We start from the raw sequence: 26855 nt of genomic DNA on the forward strand, positions 1-26855 counted from the left end.
CTGCTTCACAGCCTCCCCTCTGTTCGTTATAGTGCTTATAACACCTATTACATCGAACACCCCCGGCTGTGGAGGCCCTCATGGCAGATATCAATTCGTACCTGAGCTCCATCACCATGGACCAGCTCGAGGATGACCCGTACCCGGTCTGGCAGCGGCTCCGCAAAGAGTCACCCGTGGCGTACATCCCCGCGGCGGAATCCTGGGTCATCACCCTTTTCGACGACGTTGCGGCTGTACTTCGCGGAGACCACGGTTTCGGCGGCGCCACCAAGCATCTGACCATGAACCAGGTTTTCGGGCAGCCGAATATCCTGACAAGTACGGGTAAGGAGCACGACGAGATCCGCGACGGGGTCGACCGTTCGCTGCAGCCTGATCCTGTGCTGAGCATGATCGAAGAAATTGTCCGTCCGGTGGCGCGCCATTACCTAGACCGCCTCAGCGGACGTGGCGACGCGGAGCTGGTCACCGAGTTCTTCGAACCCATCAGCGTCGAGGCGCTGCGTCGAGTGATGGGCTTGGACGCCGTTGCAGACACGGAAACCATCCGCCGCTGGTTTACGCAGCTCAACCTTGGCGTTTCCAATTTCGGACAGGATCCGGATCTGTACGCCGTATCCGAAAAAGCTTCCAGCGAGTTCGAGGCTGCAGTTGCACCACTGTTAGAGCACCTTTCGCACCACCCGGATCATTCGATGATTTCGCACATGCTGTGGGCAGGCCGCGAAGGCACCACTCCCCGGCCGGCCAGCCAGATTCTGCCCTCACTGAAAGTCATCCTCCTCGGCGGCATGCAGGAGCCCGGCCACGCCGCCGCCAGCAGCCTGTACGGCCTCTTTTCCCGCCCGGACCAGTGGAAGATGCTGGTGGAAGATCCCGAGGAGTGGATTCCGCTGGCCGTCCAAGAGGGCCTGCGCTGGATCGCCCCGATCGGCTGCACCGACCGGCAGACTACCCGGGAAACCAGGCTGCGCGGCAAGACCCTGCCTGCTGACGTTCCCGTCATAGTGGCACTGTCGTCGGCCAATCGGGACGAACGGAAGTTTGAGGACCCGGATGTGTTCGACATCGATCGCAGCAACCGGACACATCAGGCCTTTGGCGGCGGGGAGCACTTTTGTGCGGGGCATTTCTTCGGTCGTCACGTGGAGCGCATCATGTTCGAAGAACTCGTCAAGACCATGCCGGACGTCGCTGCTTCCCCGACCGAAGCCCCGGAGGTCACCGGCTGGGTCTTCCGCGCCCCGAAGAAGCTTCCGGTGGTCTTCACACCGACCATGTCCCGGGAACGGATCAGCCTGCCGGAGGCAACTTCCGGGCGCGAGCAGCAGGACAGCGCCGAGTTGGTCGTCTCGTCCATCCGGTTGGAGGCCGAGGGGGTGTTGTCCCTGGAATTCCGCGAACCCAACGGCCGCCCGCTGCCCGAGTGGACGGCAGGGGCACACATCGACTTCTGGTCCTCGCCGGACCGCTCCGCCAAGTACTCGCTGTGTTCGGATCCGGCCACCCCGAACGTGTGGCGCATCGGGGTGGTCAGGGAGGACGAAAGCCGCGGGACATCCAAGTTCATCCATGAAACGCTTCGTCCTGGCATGCTGGTCCGGGTCGGGAAGCCGACCAACAACTTCGCCCTGCGGCCGGCCAAGTCCTACGTCTTCATCGCAGGCGGAATAGGCATTACCCCGCTGCTACCCATGATGACCGAGGCTGCCCGGAATGGCATCAGCTACACGCTCCTTTACTGCGGCAAAGACCGACGGTGCATGCCGTTCCTGTCCGAACTGGACGAACACGGAGATCGGGTGAAGCTGTTCATCGCTTCCGAAGGCTCCCGGCTCGACGTGGCGGATACAGTGGCCCGTGCAGTCGCAGACGAGGCATCGATATACTGCTGCGGCCCCGATCGCCTCATGGACGAGGCGCAGCGGGTGGCTGAAGATATTGGGGGCGAGGTGTTGTGCGAGCGCTTTACGGGAGTCCGAGCTCTCCGCGAAGGCGACGAGCCGTTTCACATCCAGTTGGGACGCGGCGGGAAGACGCTTACGGTGCCGGCGGACAAGACTGCCCTGCAGACACTGCAGGAGGAAGGCATGGACGTGCTGACCTCCTGTGGCGCGGGAAACTGCGGGTCCTGCGAAACCCGCGTGCTGCAAGGCACCCCCGAACACCGGGACGTGTATCTGACCAAGGGACAGAAAGCGCGCAACGACCGCATGATGGTCTGCGTTTCGCGGGCCGGCAGCGAGCCGATCGTCTTGGACGTGCAGCCAGCCGTCCCCGCGGAGCATCAATGAACTGCACAGTGGACAAGTTGTGCCGGACACCCTGGTTCGAGTCACACGTCCTGTCCGAACCGGTTGTCGTACGAGCCTGAGGTACCCGACGGAATATCGATTAAAAGGCTTGGTCCCCTCAGCTCAGTGCTGACGGGACCAAGCCGTTTCCGATCGCCCTTGAACCACAGCTGGGAAGCGAGAGCGCGAGCAGGCAGTTCCGGCCCGTGGTGGCAGTCAGGCGGCCACGATGCGTCCGATGGACTGCCGATGATAGACCATGGGCGGCTGGTCTGCGGTGCCCAGGTGGTGCACCGAAAACAGGACGAGGGTGTGGTCTCCAGCCGGAATCTCTTGATGGATGGAACACTCCATCCAGGCGGCTGCGCCATCGATAAACAGGGCCCTGCCCGAGGAAGCCCGGGTCTGCACTCCGTCGAAGCGGTCGCGGCTCCGTGACGACAACTGCCAGGCCAGCGGACCCTGGTCTTCTGACAGAATGGAAATTCCGATCCGTTCACTGGACCGCAAAGCATTCCAGGTGTTGTTGTCGTTCTGGACGCAAATGGAAACCAAGGCCGGGTCCCAGGACACCGCCTGGAAGGATGAAGCGGCGAAGCCGGCGTTGCCCCCCTCGAGGACCGCGCAGACGGCCACCACGCCGCTGGGGAACTGAGCGAAAACCTGCTTCGCGTCCGCCCTCAAGGCATCCTGTTGGGGGTCAATGCTCTGATCGGTCATGCTAGCTGTCATGGTTTACTCCTGCTCCTCTGACTGAGGGACGTGCTTGCTTGTTATCTCAAGTTTGAAGGCGGCAGCTGTGCCAAGCGATGTGACGGTAGACAGATATACCCGCGTTCGTTGTGCCGCGTGCACAACCCCAGAAATTAGGAATGGCCATCAGTTTCCAGCCCGTTAAACGCGTCTTGTCCCGCCCAAGGAGCAGGGGCGGGACAAGACAAAAGCCGGCTAGGCTGGTCAGGCGTGGAGGTGGGAGGTGCCCGTGTTGACGGAGAACAACTCGAAGGTGTCCGTGCGGGTCCGGGTGGTCAGTATGTCCCGGAAGTAGCGCTGCAACGGGGCACCGTCCGCGCTGTTCTGACTGCCGGCGTTGCGCAACATCAGTTCAACGGCCTTCCAGACTAACTCCTCAACCACGAAGTACACGCCGTTCAGCCTCATCGATCGTGATTCATCAAATGCTTCGATGCCGGCGGCCGACCGTGCAGCATATTCCTCGTATAGCCGGGAGCTGTTGACCAGAATGGACTGCGCCCCGTCGACGTACGAGATGGCCATACCCAGGACCCGCTGCCATTCCTCATAATCTCCGCGTATGGACCCGTCCTTGATCCACGGATGCCGTGTCTTCATGATAATTTTTTCGAACTCGTCGACCGCCGCGTAGCCCAGCCCGACGGACGTGGAGGCGACCTCACCCTCGGCAAACCCGAAGAACGTCCCGGCATAGACCGGGTTGTTGTGCAGCTTCGACCCGACGGTTTCGCCCAGGTTGGAGGCGGTCCACTTTTCCTCCGAAATGCAGTAATCGGGGACGAAGGCTTTCTCCGCCTTGATGCTGTTCGATCCCGAACCGCGCATTCCGATGACACGGCCCCAGTCGTCCTGGACTTCGTAGTCCTCTCTCCGCAGAATCATCCAGACCCGTCGTTCGGGGTCGTCGGGCTGCAAGCCGGGAAGGAAGGCCGTGGCCATGAAGTGGGTGGAGTACGGCGCCCCGGAGCAGTACCGCCAGAACCCGGTGACTTCCCAGCCGCCGTCCACGCGCTCCACTGTTGTGTTCTGACTGTTGCCGCTGGCCGGACAGATGATGTGTCCGTGGGCGCCGAACACCTCGCGCTGAGCCCGCTCTTCGAAGAATGATCCCAGAGTCAGAGCATGGCCCGAGGACAATGAGAGGCACCAAGCAGTTGAAGGGCAGCCACGCGCTACCTCGGCGATCACCTGGTAGAAGGCCGAAACCCCCAACTCCAAGCCCCCGAACATTTGTGGCTGGAGCATCCGATAGAAACCATGCTCCAGGAAGTACTCATGCACTTCCTGCGAGTATTGTCCATCGACTTCCGTCTGGGCCTGCGCTTCCCGCAGCTTTGCGCGAATCTCACGGGCGCGTTCAAGGAGCCGTTCGAGCTCGTACCGAATCCGCGGGTCTTTCTCTGTTGGGACTTGAAGGCTGAACGGTCCGGCCAAGCCCGGCTCGACCGATGCTCCGGTGGCCACTGCTGGTTTGGCGGCTGTTTGCTCCGATGCCGACTGGGTGGGGGTGGCGACAAATGCTCGTGTCATAGCGATCTCCTTGCGCATCACGGGATGTGACTTTCCCTCAAGTCTGGGAGGGCCCGACGTCACAAACAATGTCCGGCGCTGACAATCATTGACTCCGAGATGGTGCCTGAAGCACAATTTGTTCGACGAGGTGCTGCCCTGGCAGTGCGTGGAACACAGAAGATGGATGCGTCAGTGTCTGGAAAAACTGAAGACCCTCCTGCTGACCTAGGCCAACATGCCGTGCGCCCTGCCCAGCAGGCCAGTACACCTTTGGACCAGGGCGCGGGCGAATCCGGCGTCTGGACTCTGATCCGTGCCGCGCGTCAGGGCGGACTGCAAAGCATCGTCGCGGCGCTGCGGCAGGCCCTGGGTGCCGACAGTGCGCTGTTCGATATCAACGGCAACACCCTGGCTGCTTCACCGTCACGTACCATCTGGAATTACCCCTTGGTGTTGGAGGCGAGCCTCGGTGGCGATTCCGCCCTGCCGGTCGCCGCGGCGCGGGTCTTCGTGGACAATGAGGCCGTCGCGATTCTTGCCGTCCACGAGCCGACACCCCCGAGACGACTCCTGGCAGCGGCCGTCGACCTGGTCACCCTGGAGATTGGGCGGTTGCGTGCCCGCCAGGACGGGAAACGCGAGCTCACGCAGCATGTCATGGACGACCTGATCCATCACCGCGTTGTGGAAGTGGAAGCCCGGAGCCGGCTCCGCAGCATTGGCTTTGATCCCGAGTCCCGTTACCGCGTGCTGCTCGGCCAGGCGAACATGCGCCGCGAACGACTGCTCTCCGTGCCCTGGAACATACATACTCTGCTGAGCAACCAGCATGAACCCTTCGTGCGGGTCGTCGTCGACGGTCGCATCCTCATGCTCGTGCCCGAAGACCCAATGGTGGACCGGATTGCCGCGTCATTACTGAGCCACATGCAGGAGGTGGGCACCGACGGGTCCGTGGGTGTCAGTTCTGTCCACACCGGCGCGGCAGGCATCCGGGCAGGTTACTTCGAGGCTTTGTCGGCAGCCTCCGGTGGCCCGGGAGTCCGGCGGCCCGAGATCGTGGACCTTGGACAACTGCTCGTGCTGACCAACACCACGCTGCCGTTGTCGGATTTAGCCACGGCCTCGCTAAAACCATTGATTAACTACGACAGCGGTCATGGAACGCAACTGGTGGCCACGCTGCAGGCTTTCCTGTCCTCGAACCGCTCCTTTGCGGAGACTGCTGAGGCGTTATTTATTCACCGCAACACACTTCGGTACCGCTTACGGCAGATCCATGACCTGCTGGGTTACGACGTCACGTCGACCCGCCACATCACCAACCTGTGGCTTGCGCTTCAGGCCCTGACCGGCCTGCAGGAACTGTAGTCCCTAGCCAAGCCCGCCCAAGTCGACGAAGTCGTCAAGCAAGCCCCTGACACCCCCGGCTTCCACCGTCACCGCAATCCTGTCATCGGCCTCGTAGTAGCGGCTGAGCCCGAACGTCTGGCCAAAGGGATCGCGGAGCACCGCATAGCGGTTCATCGTGCTGTTGTTGGCGGGCACAATGATCCGGGCACCTGCCTCAACCGCCCTTGCGACGGCGAGGTCCACGTCGGCAACATCGAAGTAGACGAGCCAGCCCGATTCCCCCGCCTCCATGAAGTAGCCGCCGAATTGTACGAAACCGGCCACGATCCGACGGTCATCGTATAGCAGCCGGAAGTCGTAAGGATCGTCGACCACGTCCAACCGGTCCACACCCAGAACAGACTGGTAGTAGTCGGCGGCTGACCGCGTGTCTTTCGTCGAATAATCCACGTTCGTTTGCCCGACGCCCGCTCCGCTCACTGAGCCGGTGTCTGCAATACCCGTCCAAACCTGCTGGCCGTCCACCACGTAGGTACGCTCATCGCCGCCGGGAAGAACAATGCTTCGCACCGCTCCCCCGGCTGCGGCGGAGCGGCTTCCTGCCGCTGCGGCGTCAGCCAGGTGAAAGAACGGGATCCAACCGGAGTTCGGTCCGTCCGCATGCTGCTCCGTCACAGCGAAAATGCCACGCGCCCGCAGCATTGCGGCCGCGTCCCAGGTACCGGCATCGACGTCCGCTGCACCGATCAGCCAGGCGTAAAAATCCGAGCTTGCGGCGGGGTCGGAGCTGACCAACTCCATGCCTGCCAGGCGGCAGGTTGCGATCTTGGTGTGCACAGTTCGAGTATGCCGCATTTGCTCCACGTGCGCAGACCTACCCCTGCAAAGGGTCCCTTGACATGCGAAGCCTGCCGTTGCGGGCGCGTGTGAGACGCGGACACTCGTTCGCTCAGCGAAGTAGGCGGCTTATGTTCCTCATCCGGCCGCCTGTCGGCGGGCAGCTTTTGGCGCTTCACCCGCTAAGGTCACAGTTCTATCTCGTACTACTAAAATACACGGAACGCATGCCATAATAAACGCACTGAATGTGACATAGGTCGCATTCCAGGCTCGGACGCCCACACACATTGAGTTTCAGACGCGCAGAGAGGCATTTCGTGGAACGTCAGGATACGAGTGCGGTCCAGTCCCGGGCCGATCACGTCGTCATTAAAGGAGTGCAGAAGCGCTATGGGGGCGTGGTGGCGCTGGGGGGTGTCGACGTCGTCATTAAGCGGGGCGAGATCCATGCCCTCGTTGGCGAGAACGGCGCCGGGAAGTCGACCTTAGGGAAGGTCATCGCGGGATCGATCCTCCCGGACGGCGGGAGCGTCACCGTGGACGGACGGGTAGTAAGATACCGGCGTCCGAGCGAGGCGATCAGGGATGGCATCGCCATGATCGACCAAGAGCTCGCCATTCTCCCGCACCGCTCCGTGCTCGACAACGTTTTTCTCGGTACCGAACGCTCGAGGTTAGGAATGACGAGCCGTCGCGAGGCGCTCGTTCGCTATGCCGCGTTGGCGGACCGCTATGGCTTTCAAGACCTCAACCCGCACGCCCGCGCCGGGGAGTTGCGCGTCGCCGATCAGCAACGCATCGAAGTGATGCGGGCTCTGGCACGTAACGCCAAGCTTGTCGTCATGGACGAGCCCACGGCTCCATTGTCCCGGGTCGAGGCGGAGAACTTGCATGCGATTATCCGGGATCTGCGGGACCAGGGAACAACGGTCGTGTTTGTCTCCCACTTTCTCGATGAGGTGCTCAGTCTCGCCGACACGACAACGATCCTCAAGGATGGACTCTGGATACGCACGGCGCCAGCCAGCGCGGAGACCAAGGACTCTCTCGTACTCGGCATGCTCGGTCGATCGATCGAGTCGGTATTCCCAGAAAAGAAGACTGCAGATGTCCCCAAGGAAACGGTCCTCAGCGTCTCCGGGCTAACGCGCCACGGTGTCATCGACGACGTGTCGCTAGAGGTCCGGGCCGGAGAAATCGTCGGAATCGCAGGGCTTGTCGGCAGTGGGCGAACAGAGACTGCACGGGCTTTGTTCGGCGCAGACCCGATCGACAGCGGCACCATCCTTCTCGATGGAAGGAAGATGCTCGCCCATTCACCGCGTGATGCCATCCGCCAAGGTATTGCGTTGGTCCCGGAAAGCCGTAAGACGCAGGGGCTGCTCATGGGCCGCTCCGTGCGGGAGAACATCTCCATCTCAGCGCTCTCGCGGCTTTCCATCGCCGGGCTCATCAGCCGGAGGCAGGAGAGCGTGAAGATCAAGACGCTCATGAAGGAGCTCGGCATCAAAGCCGGCTCCCCCGCAGAAGCCGTCTCAACCCTTTCAGGTGGCAATCAGCAGAAGGTGGCGCTGGCTAAATGGCTGGCACGCTCCCCACGGCTGCTTATTGTCGACGAGCCCACGAGGGGCGTCGACATCGGCGCGAAATCGTCCATCTATCAAGTTCTCCGCAATCTGGCCACCAACGGCATGGCGATTTTGGTGATCTCCAGCGAACTTGAGGAAATTTTAGGCCTCGCGGACCGCGCCTACGTGATGAGCCGAGGACGAATCGTGCGGGAATTCACCGGAGACTTGCCGGCACAAGAGGAGGCTGTGCTCGCAGCAGCCTTTGACAAAGTCGCTCCACAGGCGAGCACTGCAACAAATGCAGACGCATTCATAGAGGAGAGAGTGTGACCCCTACATCCACCACCCCGCCGTCGCTCGCCTCGGAAGCGACGGCCCGCACATTGAAGTCGAATGGCAAGGAGACGAAGCAACACCTAGGCCGCCGGGTACCGGAGATACTGCGCGAATACGGCATTGTCTTCGCTACGGTAGTGCTCTTCATCGGGATGGCGGCATCGTCTGATGCATTCCTCACCACGGGGAACCTTTTGAACATTCTGAACCAAAACGCAGCTGTCGGCATCATGGCCTGCGCGATGACCCTAACCTTGATCGCCGGCGGTTTCGACCTCTCACTCGGCGCCATCTACGGCTTTGCCGCCATCACGGCGGGCCTGGTAATGAATACGACGGAGTCCGTCACGCTCGGCGTGGCCGTCGGACTCGGTGTCGGACTCCTATTCGGCCTCGTCAACGGCTTTATCGTCAATGCGGGTCGCATCAACTTCTTTGTCGCCACGCTGGCGATGTCGCTCGTCTACCGCGGTTTCGCCTACGTAATCACCGGCGGCTTCATCGTCGTTGTTACTACACAGGCGTTCAGCGGCCTTGCCCGGACCCCGATCCTTTTCGACGTCCGTGCCCCGATCCTGATCTTCATCGCATTCGCGCTCATCTGCGGGTTCCTGCTCAACTTCACCGTGTTCGGGCGCCACATCTACGCGGTCGGAAGCAACGACCAGGCGGCCAGGCTCTCCGGAGTCGCGGTAAACCGGGTGCGCACCATCACCTATGTAATAGGTGGCGGTGCAGCCGCTCTCGCAGGACTCATCACCATGAGCCGCACGCTCAGTGTCGACGCCCAATCCGGAGTCGGTCTTGAGTTCGACGCGATCGCCGCCGTTCTTGTTGGCGGCACGTCCCTCATGGGCGGGTCCGGCGCTATCTGGCGCACGGTCGTTGGAGTGATGCTCTTCGCCCTGATCAACAACGGCTTCAACCTGCTCGGATTCGATCCGCTGTACTCGAAGATTTTCACCGGCGCGGTCATCATCCTCGCCGTGATGCTCGATGTATGGGGCCGGCGTAACCGGCGTGACTGATTCTTCCCCGCTTGACCTCGATCAACGGGATCCGCAGTGCCGCGGTCTCCCACACCAACAATCAGATAGGAACCACATGAAACACAGGGTAGCAATGCGCATGACGACCCTCGCAGCTGGCGCCTTGGCGGTCGGACTGGCGGCCGCGGGCTGCTCGGCCTCGTCTGCTGGAGATACAGGAACCGAGCAGCCCGCGAACGAAGGGGTCGAGCTGGCGTATCTCGTCGGCCACATCTCAGACTTCACCCAAGCCCAGCTCGCCGGCATCGAGCGGGCAGCCGAGGAGCGCGGTGCAAACGTCACGATCTTCAACGCCGAGGACTCTTCTGCTGAGACGCAGGACAAGCTTTGCCAGGACATCATAGCTGCCGGTCGCTACGACTCGCTTGTCATTGATGCCTCCAACGGACAGACCCTCACGGTCTGCGCCGAGGACGCCATTGCGGCCGGCATTGAAGTGGTTTCGGCTTGGACGGCGCTCGGACCTGACCCCAAGAGCACAGAGATCCAGATCGAGGGCCAAGCCGGGGCCGTCGTGCTCAACCCGGAGGAATATTACGGGCAGATGTTCGATATCGTCGTCGAGGCGTGCGAAGGCATCGATCCCTGCAAGGTTGTCTCCGTCATCGGTTTCAAGGGCTACACTCCCGAGAACATCCGAGTGGAGTCTTGGCAGGAGCGGGTTAAGGACCACCCGAACATCCAATTCGTAGCGTGGGGCGAGGACTCGTATGATGCTGCGACAGCTGTGGTCACCGGCGGAGACCTCCTGCGGGCAAACAAGGATGCGGCCGTGTACACGGGGTCTGGCGACACGACGACCGTGGCTATGATCCCGGTGCTCGAGGAACTCGGGCTCGTCGACAAGGTGAAGCTCATCGGTGACGGTGCCAGTAAGCGCGGCCTCGCCGCCGTCGAGGCCGGTGACATGTACGGCACGGTGCCGCTCTTCCCGAACGAGCTCGGCTACCAAGCTGCCCTCAGGGCCATCGATGCCGCCGAAGGCAAGGAGATCGAGCAGCCTGGGCTCAACGTGAATGACATCTTCCCGGAGCTGCCCCGCATCATCACCCAGGAGAACGCGGACCTCTTCACTCCGGAGTGGTGAGGACCGGGGCGGGTCTGAACGAATGAGGGGCCGCCCAAGAGCCAGCCGTTGTTGCGCTCTTGGGCTGTCCCTCGCACCCGGGAGCGCCCAACCTTAGCGCTCCCATGCATAAGGCGGCAAAAGCAAAATACGGATCCATTTGAGGAGCAGATGTGACGTTCAAGGTTGCAGTGTATGGCGTGGGCACTATGGGCGCGGAAATTGCGAGGATGCTCGTCGAGCGCAACGTTCCGATCGTCGCGGCCATCGCGCGTAACCCTGGGAAGGTCGGTAAGGACCTTGGAGAAGTGATCGGCATCGATCGTGAGCTGGGGGTTATCGTGACCGACGACGCGGACGCCGCGCTGCTAGGGACGCGCCCTCACGTGGTCGTGCTCACCGTGAACAGCTTTATCACCGATCATGCTTCCTTCGTTGAGCGCGCGGTGCGCGCCGGAGCCAATGTCATCACCATCGCCGAAGAGGCCTCCCACCCTTGGCGGACCAGCCCCGACGAGACAAAGCGGCTCGACGCCCTCGCGAAAGAGCACGGGGTTTCTATCTACGGCGGCGGGCACGAGGACGCCTTCTGGATCGGCCTCGGCCTGCAGTTGGCCGGGGTTGCACACCGTATCGATGCAATTCGTTGGGAATCCACGTGGAACCCTGACACGTGCGGCCCGGAAATCCTCGCTTCGATGGGTATTGGCAGTCAGCCCAACGCGGGCACGGTGAATCTCGAATGGGAGGAGAACATGCCGCATCCCCCGTTCGCCCTTCCCGCGCTCGACGCCGTGGCCGACCACCTCGGGCTTCCCGACGCACCGCGCCGGGTGTCAACCGAATATATTCTTGCCGAGACCGCGACATGGTCCTGGGCACTCGACCGCAAAATCGAGGTTGGGGAAATCATCGGTCTCCGTGACATTGTCCGCCGCGACCCCGTAAATCCCGGTGAGCCGTTGCTGGAGTTTGCCGTAGCGGGCATCCTCGCGCCGGGTGTTCATAATAGTGGTGAAACCTGGGAAATTGAGGGCGAGCCGTCACTGAGTATGCGCACCTCATTTTCGGAGGGCACCGCTCAGGTCACTGGTCAGGTAGTGAATCGTCTCCACGATCTAGTCGCGGCAGCCCCCGGTTGGGTCAAGCACTCCGACATGCCGGCGATCAGTTATCAGGGAATGCCGCGTACATAGTTGATAGCGGTCGTTGAGCGAAAGCAACGAGGGCGGGGACAGTACATCTGTTCCCGCCCTCGTTGGTTACCCACCTGCTAACTGGTTCACGATTAGCGATGCCTTCGCCTTCTCGATTAGCGATGCCGACCGGCGGCCCAGCCTCCAGCAGCAGCGATGAGCGTGCAGGCGAGCAGGCCGACACCCAAGGAAATCTGCAAGTCCTCTCCGCCGAGGCCCACGAGCGGAGCAGCAGCCGCGCCAATTGAATATTCCGCTGCGCCGATAACCGCCATCGCCGTGCCGGCAGCGTGCGGGATCTGTTCGACCGCGAGCGCTGTCGCGTTGCCCAGCACAAGTCCCAGGCTGCTCACGACGAGGAAAAACAGCAGCACCGTGGCCCAAAGACCCGAGCTGCCGGTGAGCGTCAGGAGGGCATAGATCATCGAACCTCCCAGCATGAGCGCCAGCCCCAGCAGCATAACCGTGACAGGGCTGAACCGGTTGACAAGTTTGGCACTTATGAGGCTAGCCAGGGCAAGACCACCAGAATTCACCGCGAAAATGATCGAGAACCAGCCCGGGCCCAGCCCGAACGTCTCCTGGAGTATGAACGGCGACGCTGCAATATAGCAGAACAAGGCGCCCAAGCCAGAGCCCACGGCAAGGCAATACCCCATGTAGGCGCGGTTCCGCATGACTGTTTTGATCAGCGACACCAACTCGGCCACGCCTCCGGCCTGCCGCTGCTCGAGCGGCAGGCTCTCCCGGATGAACAGCAACGCCAGCAGCCACAGCACCACGCTGAGGATGGTCAGCATCCAGAACACTCCACGCCAACCAAGGACCGGGACTACCGCTCCCCCAGCCAAAGGAGCAAGGATCGGGGCGAGACCCTGGATGGCCATCATCAGCGAAAACAGGCGCGCGGCTTGGCGTCCCGACGCACGATCGGCCAGCACAGCCCGGGCCAAAACGACCCCGGCGGCTCCGGAGGTCCCTTGCAGGAAGCGGGCGGCGATCAGCGCCTCCACAATCGGGGCCATAGCGCACAGCGCCGTGGCAAGAGCGCAGAGCGCTGAGCCGGCCAGCAGCAACTTACGGCGACCGAACTGGTCCGACAACGGTCCAATGACCAACTGCCCACCGGCAAGCCCGATCAGGAAGGCCGTCAGGGTCAGCTGCACGGCAAACGGCGACGCATCCAACTCCCGGGCCAGCTCCGGAAACCCGGGAAGGTACATGTCGATCGCCAACTGGGGCACGGCGGAGACTGCGGCCAACACGACCACGAGGAACGGGGTCGGCGGAACCGCACGGAACCCGGCGACGTTTCCTCCAGCTTCCGGAAGACGGGGCGTCACCTCGCCCGCGGGCCCGCTGATCGCAGGAAGCTGTGGGTCTTTGGCCATGACTAGCCGTCCTTTCAGGGTTGTACAGACGCCGACGGCGGTGCCGCGGCCGGGGTGGGATTCCCGGGCGGCACCGCCGTCGTCGCATACGCTGTGCCTCGCGCGGTCTGACCGGAAGAGGCAGCCGGCTCAGCGATTGCTGATGAAGTTCACATCATCGGGCGAGAAGAGCTTGTCGCTGGTCCAACCATTGAGGTCGTACTGGTCCATGCACTTTTCCACGAGCGACCGCGCATGATCGAGCGTGCCGTCTTGCTGTGCCGACTCGTTGAGCGTCAGGTGGCAGAGCTCGGGCTGGCCCCAGTAGTTGTGCTCATACAGTTCGTGCCGGGCGCCAAACTCCGAGCCGATCGAGTCCCACAGCAGCTTCATGGTCTTGGAACGGTCCAAGGCGGTCTTCCCGTTGGAGCCGCGCAGGTAGCGGTCCAGGTACGGGCGCATCTCGGGAGTCTGGAAGTCCACGGCGTTTGAGTTCAGGTAAATCAGCCCGGAGGCAACCACCGTCTCGATGATTTCGCGGATGCGCCGGTTCATGGAGGACGCCATGGAGGCGTAGGCCCACCCGTATGCCCGGTTGGGAACCAGGTCATCGCCCCATCCCTGGGTGGCGTTCTCGATCATGCCATCGCGCAGGGCGTTGACGGCATGGCGGTAACCGATCACTTCGCCCAGGGCAGCCTGCACGCCCCGGAACTGCCCGGCACCGGTGATTTCCAGCGCCTTGCTCAGCGCGCCCACGAAGAAGTCGAGTTTGACGCCGAAGCGCGTGGAAGCCTGAAGGACGGCCCGGCCTTCCCAGCCGGAGACGGTGTCGAACTCGGCCATCCGCTGCGTGTCGTAGATCAACACGTTCTCCCAGGGGATCAGCGCCTGGTCAAAGATGAGTACGGCGTCGTTCTCATCCAGCCGGGAGGACAGCGGGTAGTCGAAGGGGCTCGCGGCCCGGGCCGCCGTTGATTCGTAGGAGGCACGGGAGAACATCTTGATCCCCTTGCCGTTTGTCGGGGCGAGGAAGGTGATGGCGAGGGATTTGTCCTTCAGCGGGGCACCGGCGTGGGAGACGTAGACATACTGCGTGGTCGGGGATCCGGTAGCCACGACCTTGGCCCCGCTGACAATAATGCCTTGGTCGGTTTCCCGTTCCACGTGGACGTAAACGTCCTTGACTTCCTCGGCGGGGCGGGAGCGGTCCACCGGCGGATTCACAATGGCGTGGCCGATGTGCAGCACGCGTTCCTGGGTTTCCTTGTACCAGTAGCGGGCGTTGTCGGCGAACTCGCCGAAGTACTCGGGGTTGGCGCCCAGACCGGTGATCAGCGAGGCCTTGTAGTCCGGCGTGCGGCCCATCCAGCCAAAGACCAGCTCCTGCCAGGTCCTGATGGCCTCACGGCTGGCGCGCAGGTCATCCTTGGTTCGGGCGTACTTGAAGAAGGGGTGCGTCAGTCCCCCGTTTCCAGTATCTGTCGGCGCGGTGGTGCGCTCGCGGGTTTCGGGGTCATGCAGTGCATCGAACAGTGAAGCCAGCGACCGTGCCGAGTTCCGGAATGCCGGGTGGGTAGTGACGTCGTCGACACGCTCGCCATAGATCCAGACCTCGCGTCCGTCGCGGAGGCTTTCGAGGAACTCGTCGCCTGTCTGCATCCGTCCGGTCGAGGCCGGAGCGACGGGGGCGGTTTCGGTGGATTCGTTGACGATGGTCATGAAGTGGGTCCTTTCGCGAGGGCGCCGAACTGGCCGGCATGGAAGGTGAGGGGGGCGCCGCCGGTGTGGCTGTGTTGATGGACGTGCCCGATGAACAGGGTGTGGTCGCCGGCTCGGTGGCGGTCCACGATGCTGCAGGACAGGTAGCCTACGGCTCCGTCCACCAGGGCCATGCCGTCTTCCCATGTGAACTGCGGCAGCGTCTTCCCGGGTTTGCCGGCGAAGTGGGAGGCAATATCCAGTTGGTCTTCCGCCAGCACGCTGATGCCGTAGCGTGGGCGGTGGGTAAGGTGTCCGTGCATCTTGGCTCTTTCTCCCACTGACACCAGCACCAGCGGTGGGTCGAGTGAAACCGACACGAAGCCATTGGCGGTCATGCCGTGGACTTCACCGTCCTCAGTGACCGTTGTGACGACGACAACACCACTGGCGAAGCTCCCCAGCGTGCGGCGGAATTCCATCGGGTCCAAGGCTTTTTCCCTGATCAGCGTTTGCGTACCTTTGTACATACTTGAAGATGTTAGGCACCTCACAGAGTTAATACAAGAGGTTTGAGATTTATTTTAAAGAACGGCCAAAGCTGCCGGAAGCAGCCCTAGAACTTCCAGAAGTGGAGAGGGATGAACCGCGGGTAGCTACCAGTTGGCCGTACATACTTCTTGCATAGCGCTCCTGTCATAGGGCAGCTACTCCCGAGTATGTACAGTTATCTCGTGACTCTTTCTCCGACTACCGGCCGTCGTAGGCCCAACGACCCCGCCCGGCGACAGCGCATCATTGAGGCAGCAGCCCGCGTTGTAGCCGAGCATGGGGTGGACTCGTTGACGTTCCGCGCCGTGGCCGATGCCGCAAAGGTCCCGCTGGGGTCCACGACGTATTACTTTGCCGACAAAGACGATCTGCTAGTCTCCACCATCCGGATGATCCGCGAGCGCAACCAGCGATCGTTCGGCGAGATCCTCAAGCCCTTGGTCGAGGCGCAGGGCCTCGCTGGCGGCCTGGCCAGCCTCATAGAGGAAGTCACCGTCCGGCAGCACCAGCAGTTGGTGCTGGAGTACGGACTGTACCTGAGCACGCTGCACCGTTCGGCACTGCGGCCGGAAATCCGGGAGTGGCGGATGGACCAGGTGGTTGCGCCCTATTGCGACCAGCAGACGGCGGCCCTACTTGGCTATGCCTTGGAAGGCATCCTGTTGCAGTCGGTCATGGAAGACGTCATGTTTTTTGCCACGGACGTGGAACCCTTGTTGCGGCGGATCACCGCCCCGGCTTAGGCGGCAACACCGCCGGAAGCGGCATATACGCGCTCCGGCGGTGCCTGCCGCCGCTTAGGGCGGGCCGCTCTACGGACCAGTGACCGACTGGAAGGCCAGCGGGGCCCGGAACCTGAGGTTCGGCAACTTCTCCGCCCGCAGGTATCCAGCCGGAGCGGAAAGGACGTCGGGGACCCGGCTTAGCGCAATGCCTGCAGTGCATGCCACGCCAGGAAGCGGACTAATGCGCATGGAAATCGGCTCGGGCAGCAAGGGAGCGTGAACGGTGGCCAGCGCATACTCCTCGTCTCCCGCTTCGAAAACCTTCCCGATTAAGCGGACTTCGATGTCAACACCGGCAACAGTGGCAACGACTGTCTTTTCCAGTGATCCACTGACCACCCCGGCCGGGAAGTCGCCCCCCAGCGCTGCTACTCTCATCGGCGAAGCCGCAACTGTAGGTTCCACGGAGATACTCTCGGTAACCACCTCCGTACCGATGACGCCGGCAATCATGTGGGCACACTGTCGGGAAATGACGTCCTGGCCCCCACCGGTCCCCGGCGTGAAATCAGCCGGGTCGACTCCGATTTGCAGGAAGGACAGCAGTTCAGCTCCGAAAGCTCCGAAGTCGCCTACGCACTCGACTTCTATCCGGTTTACGCCAGGCACAATGCCCGCCAACATCGCCGGTATCTGAGCCATCGCGACTTCATTGACACCAGTGCCGACCAGGGTGGCGTTCCCAGCGATGGCTGCGGCGTCGAGCTCGGCGGCCGTGGCTGCGTCAAAGCCCCACGGGTACATTGCATCTTCAGCGATGGTCAGCACATTGATGCCGCTGGCCAAGCACTCTTTCGCCGGGCCGAGTAGGTCGGTGAGCGCCGTCGTCGTAAAGAACAAGGCGATGTCAGCCATGCCGGGCACTGCCCGGAAGTCCCCCGCCGCTTGCACCCGCACGCCGCAGGGCGGCATTCCAAGGACTTCGGCCACGTCCTCCCCCACATGGCTGGCGCGGGTGAAGGCACCAACGATTTCGGCCCCATCCCGAAGAAGTGAGCTCACGGCTTCGGTGCCGACGGCCCCGAGGCCGAAAACGAGATAGCGAGGATTGTGCACTGCGTCCGTCCAATCAGTCGATGTTCAGTGGTCATGCTCAGCGCCGGGACGAGGACGTCTCACATCTCGAAGGCTGGCATTAGCTGCGGAGCACAACCGTCCTGAGGGTTGCAAGCACTTTAGGCAATCGGTGCGGCACGCCATATGTCCATCGGAGCCAGAGATCGCCGATTCTTCTGTGCACGGTGCACTAGCACATCAGGCCCCGGCAAGGAGCAGACTAAAGCGTGCGGCTTACCCCTATACACTTTACGAGCACCTGTGTCATATTAAAACGAAGGACGATGCCTGGTCATTGGATTGGGTTGATCGAAAGCAGTCGCACCAACCTTCTGAAAAGGAACGTAAGCCATGATGACCGACAACCTCCGCCGCACGGCGTTCAGCCCGCTGTACGAAGAGGACGTGACCGAGTGGGAAGAGGTCATGGGCTACAGGATGCCAACGGCGGTCGCCGGCCTGGACACCGAGTACCGTGCGCTCCGGAACACCGTCGTCGCGCAGGACTACTCCATGCTTTACAAATGGTTCGTCGAGGGTCCCGAGGCGCGTACCGTGGTCGACTCGCTCTTTTCCCGCGATGCGCACGCGATCGGTGTGGGCCGGATTGCCTACGGCGTCATTGTGGCCGATGACGGCGGCATGGTAGATGACGTAACTGTGAGCGTGCTCGACGCTGACAGAGTCGTGGTCATGGGCGGCAACCCGGACGTCACCGATGCACTCCGGGCTGCCGCACCGGCGGGGACCACCGTGCGGGAACGGCGGGAGGACTTCGCCGTCCTTTCGGTCCAGGGGCCCAACAGTCGTGCGCTGCTCCAGCGGCTCACCGACTCTGACCTGAGCAACGAGGCGCTCCCTTACTACTCCCTGTTGTCGGACGCTAAGGTGGCAGGCGTCCCCGTCGACATCTTCCGTTTGGGTTTCACCGCCGAACTCGGCTATGAAGTGATGGTCGCCGCCGACAACGCGGAAACGCTCTATGAGGCTGTGTTTGCCCAGGCAGACCTGGGAGTTGCGCCTTTTGCCGGCGGGACGCTCATGGTGGCCCGAATAGAGGCCGGCCTGATGCTGGCCGGCGTCGACTACAACCCGGACATCACGCCGTTCGAATGCCGCTTGGGATGGACGGTTGACCTCGAGAAGTCGCCTTTTCGTGGCCAGGACGCCTTGCGGGAGCGGAAGAAGACAGCACCCCTGCGCGTGGTGAGCGTGGTATCCGACGCATCGGCGGAGGAATTAGACGGCGCAACCCTGTACGCCGAGGAACAGGCCATCGGCCGCGTGAACATGGCAGTCTCTTCTCCTGCCTTGGGCGGGACCACGCTCGGCCTCGCCCGGCTGCGAAAGGACTTCGCCACGGTCGGCACCCGCCTCACCACACCTATCGGTGAGCGCAGGGTTGCCGTGGAAGTCCGCCCCACGCCCGTGCACGACCCGGAACGCGTGCGAGTCAGGAGCTAGGTGGATGTAAAGGCCTTCGCTCCCAACAAGTTGCGCTCCCGTTAGCCACACCATCAACCCGTTTAACCCGTTCAAAAGGAGGACAACGATGTCCATTCCCACCCACTCGGGCGAAGTGCCGCAAACAACGCACTCCGCAAAGCGGACGTTAACGTCCACGAAGATCATCGTTCTGATCGTCGCAGCCCTCACACCGTTATCCGTCGTCGTCGGCACGCTCCCGCTGGGCTTGGCCTTCGGCGGACCCTCAACGGCGCTTTTGTACGTTGTCGCGGGACTGATCATCGGACTGTTCTGTGTGGGCTACGTCCAAATGGTCCGCAGGATCACGCGTCCCGGGGCGTTCTATAACTACATCGCCCGGGGGCTCGGCCGGCCTACAGGCGTGGGATCCGCGATGATTGCCGTAGTCACGTATTCGACCTTGCTCATCGGCATCTACGCGGTGACCTCCGTTGTGAACCAGGAGATCCTGGCTGGCTTCGGCATCAATGCCCCGTGGCAGGTTTGGTTCGTTGCCCAACTTTTGATTGTCACCGTGTTGGCATACCGAAAGATCGACCTGAGCGCACGGGTTACTTTTGTGATTGTCGGCCTCGAACTGCTGATTCTGGCCGCCCTGGTGATTGCCATCGTCGCCAAGGAGGGCTTGCCCGGGGCGTTCCCGGCGGAAGCATTCTCCCCGAATGTCCTGAGCGTTGGACAGTGGACGATCGCGTTCGTATTCGCCATGCTCTGCTTCCAGGCCTTCGAAGCCGGGGCCCTCTATGCCCCCGAAGCGAAGAATCCGGAACGCACCGTTCCCCGCGCTCTTTACGGGGCGCTGATCTTCCTGGTCGCCTCATTCGCGCTCGTAGCCTGGGCACTGACCGGCGTGACCGGCGTCGACGGATTGCAGGAGGCGGTGGGGGCCGACCTGGCCGGCTTCGTTTTCACCACGACGGCTGCGTACCTGGGCGAGGCGGGCGTGTGGGCGCTGAGCCTGCTGGCCCTGCTGGCACAATTGGCCTGCGCCCTGGCGACCACGAACTTTGTGGCCCGCTATCTCAACAGCCTGGCCCGCGAGGAACTGCTGCCCGCCATTCTTGGCCGGAAGAACCGCCACAATTCGCCCGGTTCCGCCATACTCATCCTCGCAGCCCTTGCCGTTGTGATCATCCTTGGTTTCTCCGTCGTCGGAATCGACCCGTACACGGAGATTGCCCCCATTGGGTTTGGGTTGGGAGCAGTCGGAGCAACTACCTTGCAAGCCTTGGCGTCCGGTTCGGCCGTAGGTTTCTTCCTCCGGCAGCCGGCCTCCGAGCGCCATTGGTGGAAAACGACCGTCGCGCCAATCCTCGCCACTGTCTTGCTGGTGGCCGCCCTGATCATCGAGCTGAGCGCATTCAGCTACATCACGGGTAAGGACTCTCCGGAGATGCTCGCCGTGCCGTGGATCATCCCCGTGGCGGGCGCGGCCGGACTGGCCTTCGGTTTCTGGCTTCGCAAGAACCGGCCGCTCCACTACCGCAGCCTCGCCGCCGGAGACACTGCGGAAGAAGCAGAAGAACTGCAGGAACTGCGTGACCAAGAACAGTCCCTGAGCGCGAGATCCGCATCGATGGAGATTGCCGGGGAGAAGTAGCACCGGAATTTCCTCCCGGTGGTACGGAGGAGCGGCCGATCGTCGAGCTAAGCGCGACAATCGGCCGCTCCTCCTGCTAAGACTCGAGTCGCGCGGAAGCAGTCGGGCAGGCGGTGCTCTGTAACTGCTGAGACAAACTCGAACCTCAGCGATATCATCGCCATATGACGATGCAGCAACAACGGGCCGCGGGCCGAACAGGCGACCTGGCGCCGGCGGCCGCTTTGTTCCATAGCCTTTCCGACCCCACCCGGCTGACCATCCTGCAGCACCTGACCACCGGCGAACACAAGGTCCGGGAGTTGACGGAACACCTCGGCCTTGCCCAGTCCACGGTCAGCGCCCACCTGTCGTGCCTGAGCGACTGCGGCCTGGTCACCTCGCGCCCGGTCGGGCGGGCGTCGATGTACTCGCTGACCACCGAGCCCGAACTGCTCGCCGCATTGGCGTCAGCCGAGCAACTCTTGAAGGCCACCGGCTACGCCGTCGAGCTGTGTCCGACGGTTGCCGGCGGCCGGGCTGCCGCTGAGGCGCTGCCAGGTGCGGCGCCCTCATCCGAGGCGTCGGCGTGAGCGGACACCACCACCACGCGGCGCCCACGCACCGCGGCCGGCTGGCCATCGCCTTCGCCATCACCGCCTCCATCCTGGTCGCCATGGTGGTCGGCGCCTTCCTGACCGGGAGCCTCGCGCTGCTGGTGGACGCCGGGCACATGCTCACCGACGCCGGCGGGCTGCTGATTGCCCTGCTCGCCGCTTCGCTCATGGCCCGCCCGCACACGCCGCGCCGCACCTGGGGATACCTCCGGATGGAGGTCCTGGCCGCCGGCGCCCAGGCCGCGGTCCTGCTCGCGGTCGGAGTCTACGCGCTGGTCGAAGGTGTCCAGCGGCTGTTCCACCCGCCCGAAGTCAGTTCGGGCGGCCTGCTGGTCTTCGGCATCATCGGCCTGCTGGGGAACATTGTCGCCATGCTGGTGCTCAGCGCCGGCCGGAATGCGAACCTCAACCTGCGGGCGGCTTTCCTCGAGGTGGTCAACGACGCCCTCGGCTCCGTCGCCGTCATCGCCAGCGCCGTCGTCATCGCCACCACCGGGTGGACCCAGGCGGACGCGCTGGCCGCGATGCTGATCGCCGTCCTGATCGTCCCGCGCACCGTCAAGATCCTCCGCGAGGCGGGCAGCATCCTGCTGGAAACCGTGCCGAAGGGCCTGGACCTCGAGGACGTCCGCCAACACATCCTGGAAGTGCCACACGTGATCTCGGTCCACGACCTGCACGCCTCGCGGATCTCCTCCAACATCCCGGTACTCAGCGCGCACGTGGTGATCGAGGATTCCTGCTTTGTGGACGGTCACGCCCCGCAGGTCCTGGACCAACTCCAGCAGTGCGTGGCCGAACACTTCGAGCTGAGCGTGGAACACTCCACCTTCCAACTGGAGCCCGCGGGCCATGTGGAGCACGAGCACCCGGGCCACGACTGAGCGGAACGGCCGGCGCGGCATCGCCCCTCACGCCGGCCGTTCCTGGCCGGACGGGGCGAGCTACTGCGCCGGGACGAACTCCCCTGCCACCACGCGGCCCATCAGCTCCGTGAGGAGATCCACGCCGGCGAGCAGATCGTCGTCGTGGGTCAACTCCTTCTCATTGTGGGAGATGCCATCCACGCTGGGCACAAACAGCATGATGGTGGGGACGACGTCCTTCAGGTTGGTCGAATCGTGCCCCGCGAGCGTGCGGACCGTTCCGTACGTCAGGCCCAGCGCCTCCGCGCACTTGGCAGCCAGCCGCATGCCCGCCTCGTCGTAGGACTTAGCCGCCCAGACGTGTTCGGCGCCGCGCTCGATCCGCACACTTGCCCTTCGCTCGATCTCCGCGACCCGGCGGTGCAGTTCGGCATCGGCGGCAGCAAGCACATCGGGGTCCGTGCTGCGCACGTCCACGAGCAGCTCCACCCGGTTGGCCACGACCACCGGCGAGTTCGGGTAGACCGTGAACTCCCCGCAGGAGGTGATGACGGAATGCTCGTCAGTACTGAACTCGTCTGCAATCTCCCGCGCTGCGACCACCAGCGAGGAGGCTCCGAGCAGCGCGTCGTGCCGGTCGGCAATCACCGTGGCGCCGGTGTGCGCCTGCTCGCCGTGCACGATGAACTCGTATTTGTTCGCGCCCCAGGTGGATCCCACCAGGCCGATGGTCAGCCCGGCGTCCTCCAGCGACCGGCCCTGCTCGATATGGATTTCCACGTACGCCGAGATGTCGAGGGAAAAGTCGCCGATGGTGCCGATTGCCTCCAGCGCCTCGCGGACGGTGGTGCCGTGCGGATCGGTGGTGGCAAGGACCTTCTCGGCGGGCAGTTTGCCGGTGAACACGGAGCTGCCCATCATGGAGGGCTTGAACCGGCACCCTTCCTCGTTGAACCAGTTGACGACGGCGATGTTGAACGCCGGTCTGGTGCGCTCGGCGGCCAGCCGCTGCTTGAGCCGGATCGCCGCATGGGCTCCGGCCAGCACGCCGTAGGCGCCGTCGAAGCGCCCGCCCAAGGGCTGCGAGTCCAGGTGCGAGCCGACGGCGATGTACGGTGCACCGGGCACCAGCTCGAGCAGCGCGAACTGGTTCCCCACCGCGTCGTAACGGACCTCGAAACCGTGCCCCTCGACCAGCCCGCGGAACCAGTTCCGGGTCTGCCCGTCCGCAACGGTCCCGGCCTGACGGTCCACTCCCCCGCCCGCCGTGGCGCCGAACGTACTCATGGAGCGGAAGTCATGCAGGAAGGACCCGGCGTCGTCGCTGGACTTGCCGGCCTGCTGCAGGGCGGTGATGGTCATGATGGCACTCCTAGGGTCTGATTGTTCAGAAGGTTCTCTGCGGACGACGCCGGCGCCGGGCTCGGGGCACGGACGGCGGTCCGGTTCGGGGCACGGACGGCGGCCCGGTTCGGGGCCGGCAGCGCGGCGTTGCCCGCGCCGGGAGCCGTGCCCGCGTCCAAGGTGTCGTAGGTAAATTCGCCGCCGACGATCGTGGCAAGGACCTCGAGCGCGGAGATGTCGGCAGCGTCCAGCGGGGAGCCGGACAGCACCGCGAAGTCCGCCAACTTCCCCCTGCGCAAGGTGCCCTTCTCGCTGGCCGTGCCGGTGGCCCGGGCGGCCCAGTCGGTGTAGGTCCGCAGCGCTTCTTCGGCGGTCAGGCCCTCGCCTGGCCCGCCGAGGATCCGTCCTTGTTCGGTGCGCCGGTCCACCCAGGACTGCATGGCGCGCAGCACGTTGTTGTCGGCCACCGGCAGGTCGGAGCTGCCGGCGACCAGGATGCCGGCGTCCACCAGCGAACGCCCGCGGTAGAGCCAGCCCTCGCGCTCGGGGCCCACCAAGGCGGCAAACTGGTCGCCCAGCGGGCCGATGAACGCGGCCTGCGGTGTGACCGCGATCCCGGCCGCGGCGACCGGCGCCAGCTGGTCGGGCCGCGAGATGCCGAAGTGTTCAATCCGGTTGGGCAGGTGGTTCCGGCCGTAGCGCTCCTGGCAGCCGACGATGATGTCGGTGGCCAGATCGATGGCCGCGTCGCCGATGGCATGAAGCGCAATCGGCCAGCCGGCCCGGTAGGCCGCGTCCACGCGTTCACGGTAGGCCTCGGGTGAATCCAGCAGGTACCCCTTGGTGTGCTGGTGGCCGCAGTAGTCCTCGGTCACGGCCGCCGTGACGCCCAGCAATGAGCCGTCCATAAAGACCTTTACCGGCCCCAGGGACACCCATTCGTCGCCGAAGCCCGCAACCGCCCCGAGATCCAGGCCCCGCCCGTTGCCGGTGCCATGCATGTCGGCGGCGTTGGCCTCAAGCGGCCGCAGCGAGTCGAGCGCGGGCATCAGCTGGGCGCGGGCGTGGAGCTTGCCGGCCTGCTTGGCCTTCAGGTACGCCTGCACTTCCACCGGGCTGTGCCCTATCCAGCCGCCCCCGATGCCTGCCTCGGTGAAACTGGTGATCCCTTCGGCCGCGTAACGCGTGGTCGCCGCGTCCAGTGCCTCGACGATCCGCTCCACCGGATACGGCAGCAGCAGGTTCTGGATCAGCTGCTGCGCGGATTCTTCGACGACGCCGGTCGGGTAGCCGTCCGCGCCGCGGAGCACGGCGCCGCCGGTGGGGTCGCTGAAGCCGGGATCGAAGACGCCGGCCAGGCGCAAGGTGGCGGAGTTGGTGATGGACAGGTGCCCCGAGACGTGCCGCAGGTACAGCGGCCGGTCGCCCGTGATCTCGTCCAACCGTCGGATGTCCGGAAAGGTCCCGCCATGGTGCTTGTGGTTGAAGCCGGTGCCGTTGACCCAGGCGCCCGGCCGGTCCTCCAGCCGCCGGACCTCGGCGTCCAGCAGCGCGTACAGTTCCTCAAGGCCGCGCGCCTGATCCAGCTCGACGGCGCCCAAGCCCAGCCCCCACCAGGCGGTGTGGCAGTGCGCGTCAATGAAGCCGGGCACCACGGCGGCACCGTCCAGCGATACTTCGCGGGCAGCGGTGCAGCCGTCAAGCTCCTCATCGAAGCCGACAATCCGCCCATTGAGCACGCCGACGGCTCGGGCGCGGGGACGCTCCGATTCCAGGGTGAGGATTTCGGCGTCGCGCAGGATGAGGTCCAGCTTCATCGTGCCCCCTCCACCGCCGCCGCCAGAGGACTGCCGGCATCCTGCGCCGCCGGCCGGGGTGAAGCCAGGCCTGCAATTTCCTCCGGCGCATTGGCCGTGCCCGGCGGCATCGTCTGCGGATCCGTGACCAGGTGCAGCAGCGCCAGCCGCCCGCTGGCCAGGGCACGCTCCAGCGCCGGCCCAAACTCGGAGGTCGCTTCGACGCGTTCCCCGTGCCCGCCGAAGCTGCGGATCCAGTCAGAGAAGTCGGGGTTGACCATGGAGGTGCCGGACGGCCGGTCCGGGTAGTGCCTGCGCTGGTGTTGGACGATGGTGCCGTAGATGCCGTTGTCCACCACGATCACCAGCGGAGCAGCTCCGTGCGCCGCCGCCACGGCCAGTTCCTGCGCATTCATCATGAAGTCGCCGTCGCCGCAGACGGCCACCACCTGCCGGTCCGGTTCTATCAGCGACGCGGCGACGGCCGCCGGGACGGCCAGTCCCATGGCGCCGTTGCGCGGTCCGATCAACGAACCGGCGGCGTGGTGGGTCAGGTAGCGGTGGCCCCAGAGGGTGGCGTTACCGGCGCCGTACGTCACCACCTTGTCCGCCGGCAGCCGGTCTTCCAGCACGCCGAAGGCCACCCCCAGGTCAACCCCGGGGCTGTGGTCCGGACGAGGCGTGGCGAACCGGCGCTGTTCCGCGGCGAGCGCGTCCATCCAGCCGCTGCCCCGCGTGCCGCGGACCTCTGCGGCGGGAGGAAGTGCGTCTACGAAGGCCGACGGCGAGACCGCCAGATGCTGGTCAATCCGGCCGGAGTGCATGGCTGCATCCGGATCCGGCAGCACCAGCACCGTCGTGGCGTCGAAGCCCTTGGTGTAGCCGTCGCTGAGCACATCGCTCCGGCCGCAGCCGACGAACAGCAGCAGGTCGGCCTCGTCCAGTCTGGCGGCCAGGGTGTCCGCCCGGCCGTAGCCGAGCCAGCCGGACCAAGCCGGCGAACCGTGCGGAACCACGTCGTAAGCCCGCCAGTCGGCGGCCACCGGTACCTGGGCCTCGGCTGCCCAGGCAGCGAGCCTCCCGCCGTCGTCGCCCCAACCCTCGCCGCCGGCAATGATCAACGGGCGGACGGCAGCGGCCAGCCGGCCGGCCAGTTCCTCCATCGCGGCCGGAGGCGGGACGGCTGCTGCGAGCGCACGTGGTTGAACTACCCGCGTTTTGGTCGGCCGGACCAGCACGTCCTCCGGCAGGCCGATGACCACGGGTCCGGGCCGGCCGGACACCGCCAATTGCATTGCCTCGGCCACCGTCTCCGCGGCGCGGTGCTCGTCGTCGAGCACCACCACCCGCTTTGCCGTGGTCGAGAACCAGCCCTCAAGGCTGAACTCCTGGAACGAGTCCCGCCCCCGGTCCGCCACCGGGATCAGGCCGACAAAGAGCACCAGCGGCGTCGCGTCCTGCCACGCGGTATGCACGGCAATCATCGCGTTCGCCGCGCCCGGTCCGCGGGTGACCATCGCGATGCCCGGTATGCCGGTCTTGCGCCCCTCCGCCAGCGCCATGAACCCGGCGCCGCCCTCCTGGCGGCACACCACGGTTGACACCGGCGAGTCGTGCAGCCCGTCCAGGACATCGAGGAAGCTTTCGCCCGGTACTGAATACACGCGCCGGACGCCGTGCGCCTCAAGTTGTCGGACAATCAGGTGGCCTGCGGACATGGCCATA

The 26855-nt window shown here is 64.1% G+C and carries 21 protein-coding genes; 11 read left to right on the plus strand and 10 right to left on the minus strand.

Features of this window, described 5'->3' with window-relative positions; all coding sequences use genetic code 11:
• Nucleotides 1-80: 80 nt before the first annotated feature.
• Nucleotides 81-2297 carry a cytochrome P450/oxidoreductase gene (locus AC5RTY_RS14910; protein WP_494139805.1) on the plus strand — a complete coding sequence of 739 codons (2217 nt, stop codon included), beginning with the start codon at nucleotides 81-83 and terminating at the stop codon, nucleotides 2295-2297.
• Between the two features lie 216 nt (nucleotides 2298-2513).
• Here AC5RTY_RS14910 and AC5RTY_RS14915 read toward each other — a convergent pair whose 3' ends face one another.
• Together AC5RTY_RS14915 and AC5RTY_RS14920 are read right to left on the minus strand one after the other, a co-directional pair.
• Nucleotides 2514-3029: a flavin reductase family protein gene (locus AC5RTY_RS14915; protein WP_494139806.1), complete on the minus strand. Its 516-nt coding sequence runs from the start codon at nucleotides 3027-3029 to the stop codon at nucleotides 2514-2516.
• A gap of 225 nt (nucleotides 3030-3254) precedes the next feature.
• Nucleotides 3255-4583 carry an acyl-CoA dehydrogenase family protein gene (locus AC5RTY_RS14920; RefSeq protein ID WP_494139807.1) on the minus strand — a complete coding sequence of 443 codons (1329 nt, stop codon included), beginning with the start codon at nucleotides 4581-4583 and terminating at the stop codon, nucleotides 3255-3257.
• Between the two features lie 222 nt (nucleotides 4584-4805).
• On the opposite strand from AC5RTY_RS14920, the gene AC5RTY_RS14925 reads away from it, so the two are divergent.
• On the plus strand, nucleotides 4806-5936 hold the full coding sequence (locus tag AC5RTY_RS14925) for a PucR family transcriptional regulator (RefSeq protein ID WP_494139808.1): 1131 nt from the start codon (nucleotides 4806-4808) through the stop codon (nucleotides 5934-5936).
• A gap of 3 nt (nucleotides 5937-5939) precedes the next feature.
• On the opposite strand, the gene AC5RTY_RS14930 is transcribed toward AC5RTY_RS14925, so the two are convergent.
• Complete coding sequence (locus tag AC5RTY_RS14930; RefSeq protein WP_494139809.1) at nucleotides 5940-6755, minus strand: VOC family protein; 816 nt, start codon at nucleotides 6753-6755, stop codon at nucleotides 5940-5942.
• A 320-nt stretch (nucleotides 6756-7075) separates the two neighbouring features.
• On the opposite strand from AC5RTY_RS14930, the gene AC5RTY_RS14935 reads away from it, so the two are divergent.
• From AC5RTY_RS14935 to AC5RTY_RS14950, 4 genes are all read left to right on the plus strand, one after another.
• Nucleotides 7076-8659 (plus strand): sugar ABC transporter ATP-binding protein, encoded by a 1584-nt coding sequence (locus AC5RTY_RS14935; RefSeq protein ID WP_494139810.1) that lies wholly within the window; start codon nucleotides 7076-7078, stop codon nucleotides 8657-8659.
• Nucleotides 8656-9693 (plus strand): ABC transporter permease, encoded by a 1038-nt coding sequence (locus tag AC5RTY_RS14940; protein ID WP_494139811.1) that lies wholly within the window; start codon nucleotides 8656-8658, stop codon nucleotides 9691-9693. The genes AC5RTY_RS14935 and AC5RTY_RS14940 overlap by 4 nt, the downstream gene beginning before the upstream one ends.
• Before the next feature lie 100 nt (nucleotides 9694-9793).
• Nucleotides 9794-10801 (plus strand): sugar ABC transporter substrate-binding protein, encoded by a 1008-nt coding sequence (locus AC5RTY_RS14945; protein WP_494139812.1) that lies wholly within the window; start codon nucleotides 9794-9796, stop codon nucleotides 10799-10801.
• Nucleotides 10802-10953: 152 nt separating this feature from the next.
• A complete protein-coding gene (locus AC5RTY_RS14950; RefSeq protein WP_494139813.1) occupies nucleotides 10954-11976 on the plus strand; it encodes a Gfo/Idh/MocA family oxidoreductase in 1023 nt (340 codons plus the stop codon).
• Between the two features lie 116 nt (nucleotides 11977-12092).
• On the opposite strand, the gene AC5RTY_RS14955 is transcribed toward AC5RTY_RS14950, so the two are convergent.
• The 3 genes from AC5RTY_RS14955 to AC5RTY_RS14965 all read right to left on the minus strand — a co-directional run bounded on the left by AC5RTY_RS14955 (nucleotide 12093) and on the right by AC5RTY_RS14965 (nucleotide 15577).
• Nucleotides 12093-13367, minus strand: coding sequence for a multidrug effflux MFS transporter (locus tag AC5RTY_RS14955; protein ID WP_494139814.1), 1275 nt, complete (start codon nucleotides 13365-13367; stop codon nucleotides 12093-12095).
• A gap of 129 nt (nucleotides 13368-13496) precedes the next feature.
• Nucleotides 13497-15068 carry a 4-hydroxyphenylacetate 3-hydroxylase N-terminal domain-containing protein gene (locus AC5RTY_RS14960; protein ID WP_494139815.1) on the minus strand — a complete coding sequence of 524 codons (1572 nt, stop codon included), beginning with the start codon at nucleotides 15066-15068 and terminating at the stop codon, nucleotides 13497-13499.
• Nucleotides 15065-15577, minus strand: a complete 513-nt coding sequence (locus AC5RTY_RS14965; RefSeq protein WP_494139816.1) for a flavin reductase family protein — start codon at nucleotides 15575-15577, stop codon at nucleotides 15065-15067. The genes AC5RTY_RS14960 and AC5RTY_RS14965 overlap by 4 nt, the downstream gene beginning before the upstream one ends.
• Nucleotides 15578-15781: 204 nt before the next feature.
• On the opposite strand from AC5RTY_RS14965, the gene AC5RTY_RS14970 reads away from it, so the two are divergent.
• The gene (locus AC5RTY_RS14970) at nucleotides 15782-16342 is read left to right on the plus strand and encodes a TetR/AcrR family transcriptional regulator (RefSeq protein WP_494139817.1); all 561 of its coding nucleotides are present in this window, start codon (nucleotides 15782-15784) and stop codon (nucleotides 16340-16342) included.
• 69 nt (nucleotides 16343-16411) lie between these two features.
• On the opposite strand, the gene AC5RTY_RS14975 is transcribed toward AC5RTY_RS14970, so the two are convergent.
• Nucleotides 16412-17440 carry a hypothetical protein gene (locus AC5RTY_RS14975; RefSeq protein WP_494139818.1) on the minus strand — a complete coding sequence of 343 codons (1029 nt, stop codon included), beginning with the start codon at nucleotides 17438-17440 and terminating at the stop codon, nucleotides 16412-16414.
• Nucleotides 17441-17794: 354 nt separating this feature from the next.
• Here AC5RTY_RS14975 and AC5RTY_RS14980 point away from each other — a divergent pair, with 354 nt between their 5' ends.
• From AC5RTY_RS14980 to AC5RTY_RS14995, 4 genes are all read left to right on the plus strand, one after another.
• Complete coding sequence (locus AC5RTY_RS14980; protein ID WP_494139819.1) at nucleotides 17795-18904, plus strand: aminomethyl transferase family protein; 1110 nt, start codon at nucleotides 17795-17797, stop codon at nucleotides 18902-18904.
• 88 nt (nucleotides 18905-18992) lie between these two features.
• On the plus strand, nucleotides 18993-20528 hold the full coding sequence (locus tag AC5RTY_RS14985) for an APC family permease (protein WP_494139820.1): 1536 nt from the start codon (nucleotides 18993-18995) through the stop codon (nucleotides 20526-20528).
• 164 nt (nucleotides 20529-20692) lie between these two features.
• On the plus strand, nucleotides 20693-21100 hold the full coding sequence (locus tag AC5RTY_RS14990; protein WP_494139821.1) for an ArsR/SmtB family transcription factor: 408 nt from the start codon (nucleotides 20693-20695) through the stop codon (nucleotides 21098-21100).
• The gene (locus tag AC5RTY_RS14995) at nucleotides 21097-22008 is read left to right on the plus strand and encodes a cation diffusion facilitator family transporter (protein ID WP_494139822.1); all 912 of its coding nucleotides are present in this window, start codon (nucleotides 21097-21099) and stop codon (nucleotides 22006-22008) included. The genes AC5RTY_RS14990 and AC5RTY_RS14995 overlap by 4 nt, the downstream gene beginning before the upstream one ends.
• Before the next feature lie 60 nt (nucleotides 22009-22068).
• On the opposite strand, the gene AC5RTY_RS15000 is transcribed toward AC5RTY_RS14995, so the two are convergent.
• From AC5RTY_RS15000 to AC5RTY_RS15010, 3 genes are read right to left on the minus strand one after another with little or no spacing between them, the layout of a single operon-like run.
• Nucleotides 22069-23352, minus strand: coding sequence for a M20 family metallo-hydrolase (locus AC5RTY_RS15000; protein WP_494139823.1), 1284 nt, complete (start codon nucleotides 23350-23352; stop codon nucleotides 22069-22071).
• On the minus strand, nucleotides 23349-25151 hold the full coding sequence (locus AC5RTY_RS15005; RefSeq protein ID WP_494139824.1) for an amidohydrolase: 1803 nt from the start codon (nucleotides 25149-25151) through the stop codon (nucleotides 23349-23351). Before AC5RTY_RS15005 ends, AC5RTY_RS15000 begins: the two co-directional genes overlap by 4 nt.
• A complete protein-coding gene (locus tag AC5RTY_RS15010) occupies nucleotides 25148-26854 on the minus strand; it encodes a thiamine pyrophosphate-dependent enzyme (protein WP_494139825.1) in 1707 nt (568 codons plus the stop codon). The genes AC5RTY_RS15005 and AC5RTY_RS15010 overlap by 4 nt, the downstream gene beginning before the upstream one ends.
• Nucleotide 26855 lies beyond the last annotated feature (1 nt).

The sequence above is a fragment of the Arthrobacter sp. Y3224055 genome (assembly GCF_059090825.1).

What these genes read in the sequence shown, in the direction of transcription:
- AC5RTY_RS14910 (WP_494139805.1), top strand. Translation starts at nt 81, where the DNA reads ATGGCAGATATCAATTCGTACCTGAGCTCCATCACCATGGACCAGCTC.
- AC5RTY_RS14915 (WP_494139806.1), bottom strand. Translation starts at nt 3,029, where the DNA reads ATGACAGCTAGCATGACCGATCAGAGCATTGACCCCCAACAGGATGCC.
- AC5RTY_RS14920 (WP_494139807.1), bottom strand. Translation starts at nt 4,583, where the DNA reads ATGACACGAGCATTTGTCGCCACCCCCACCCAGTCGGCATCGGAGCAA.
- AC5RTY_RS14945 (WP_494139812.1), top strand. Translation starts at nt 9,794, where the DNA reads ATGACGACCCTCGCAGCTGGCGCCTTGGCGGTCGGACTGGCGGCCGCG.
- AC5RTY_RS14955 (WP_494139814.1), bottom strand. Translation starts at nt 13,367, where the DNA reads ATGGCCAAAGACCCACAGCTTCCTGCGATCAGCGGGCCCGCGGGCGAG.
- AC5RTY_RS14960 (WP_494139815.1), bottom strand. Translation starts at nt 15,068, where the DNA reads ATGACCATCGTCAACGAATCCACCGAAACCGCCCCCGTCGCTCCGGCC.
- AC5RTY_RS14965 (WP_494139816.1), bottom strand. Translation starts at nt 15,577, where the DNA reads ATGTACAAAGGTACGCAAACGCTGATCAGGGAAAAAGCCTTGGACCCG.
- AC5RTY_RS14980 (WP_494139819.1), top strand. Translation starts at nt 17,795, where the DNA reads ATGACCGACAACCTCCGCCGCACGGCGTTCAGCCCGCTGTACGAAGAG.
- AC5RTY_RS14985 (WP_494139820.1), top strand. Translation starts at nt 18,993, where the DNA reads ATGTCCATTCCCACCCACTCGGGCGAAGTGCCGCAAACAACGCACTCC.
- AC5RTY_RS14990 (WP_494139821.1), top strand. Translation starts at nt 20,693, where the DNA reads ATGACGATGCAGCAACAACGGGCCGCGGGCCGAACAGGCGACCTGGCG.
- AC5RTY_RS15000 (WP_494139823.1), bottom strand. Translation starts at nt 23,352, where the DNA reads ATGACCATCACCGCCCTGCAGCAGGCCGGCAAGTCCAGCGACGACGCC.
- AC5RTY_RS15005 (WP_494139824.1), bottom strand. Translation starts at nt 25,151, where the DNA reads ATGAAGCTGGACCTCATCCTGCGCGACGCCGAAATCCTCACCCTGGAA.
- AC5RTY_RS15010 (WP_494139825.1), bottom strand. Translation starts at nt 26,854, where the DNA reads ATGGCCATGTCCGCAGGCCACCTGATTGTCCGACAACTTGAGGCGCAC.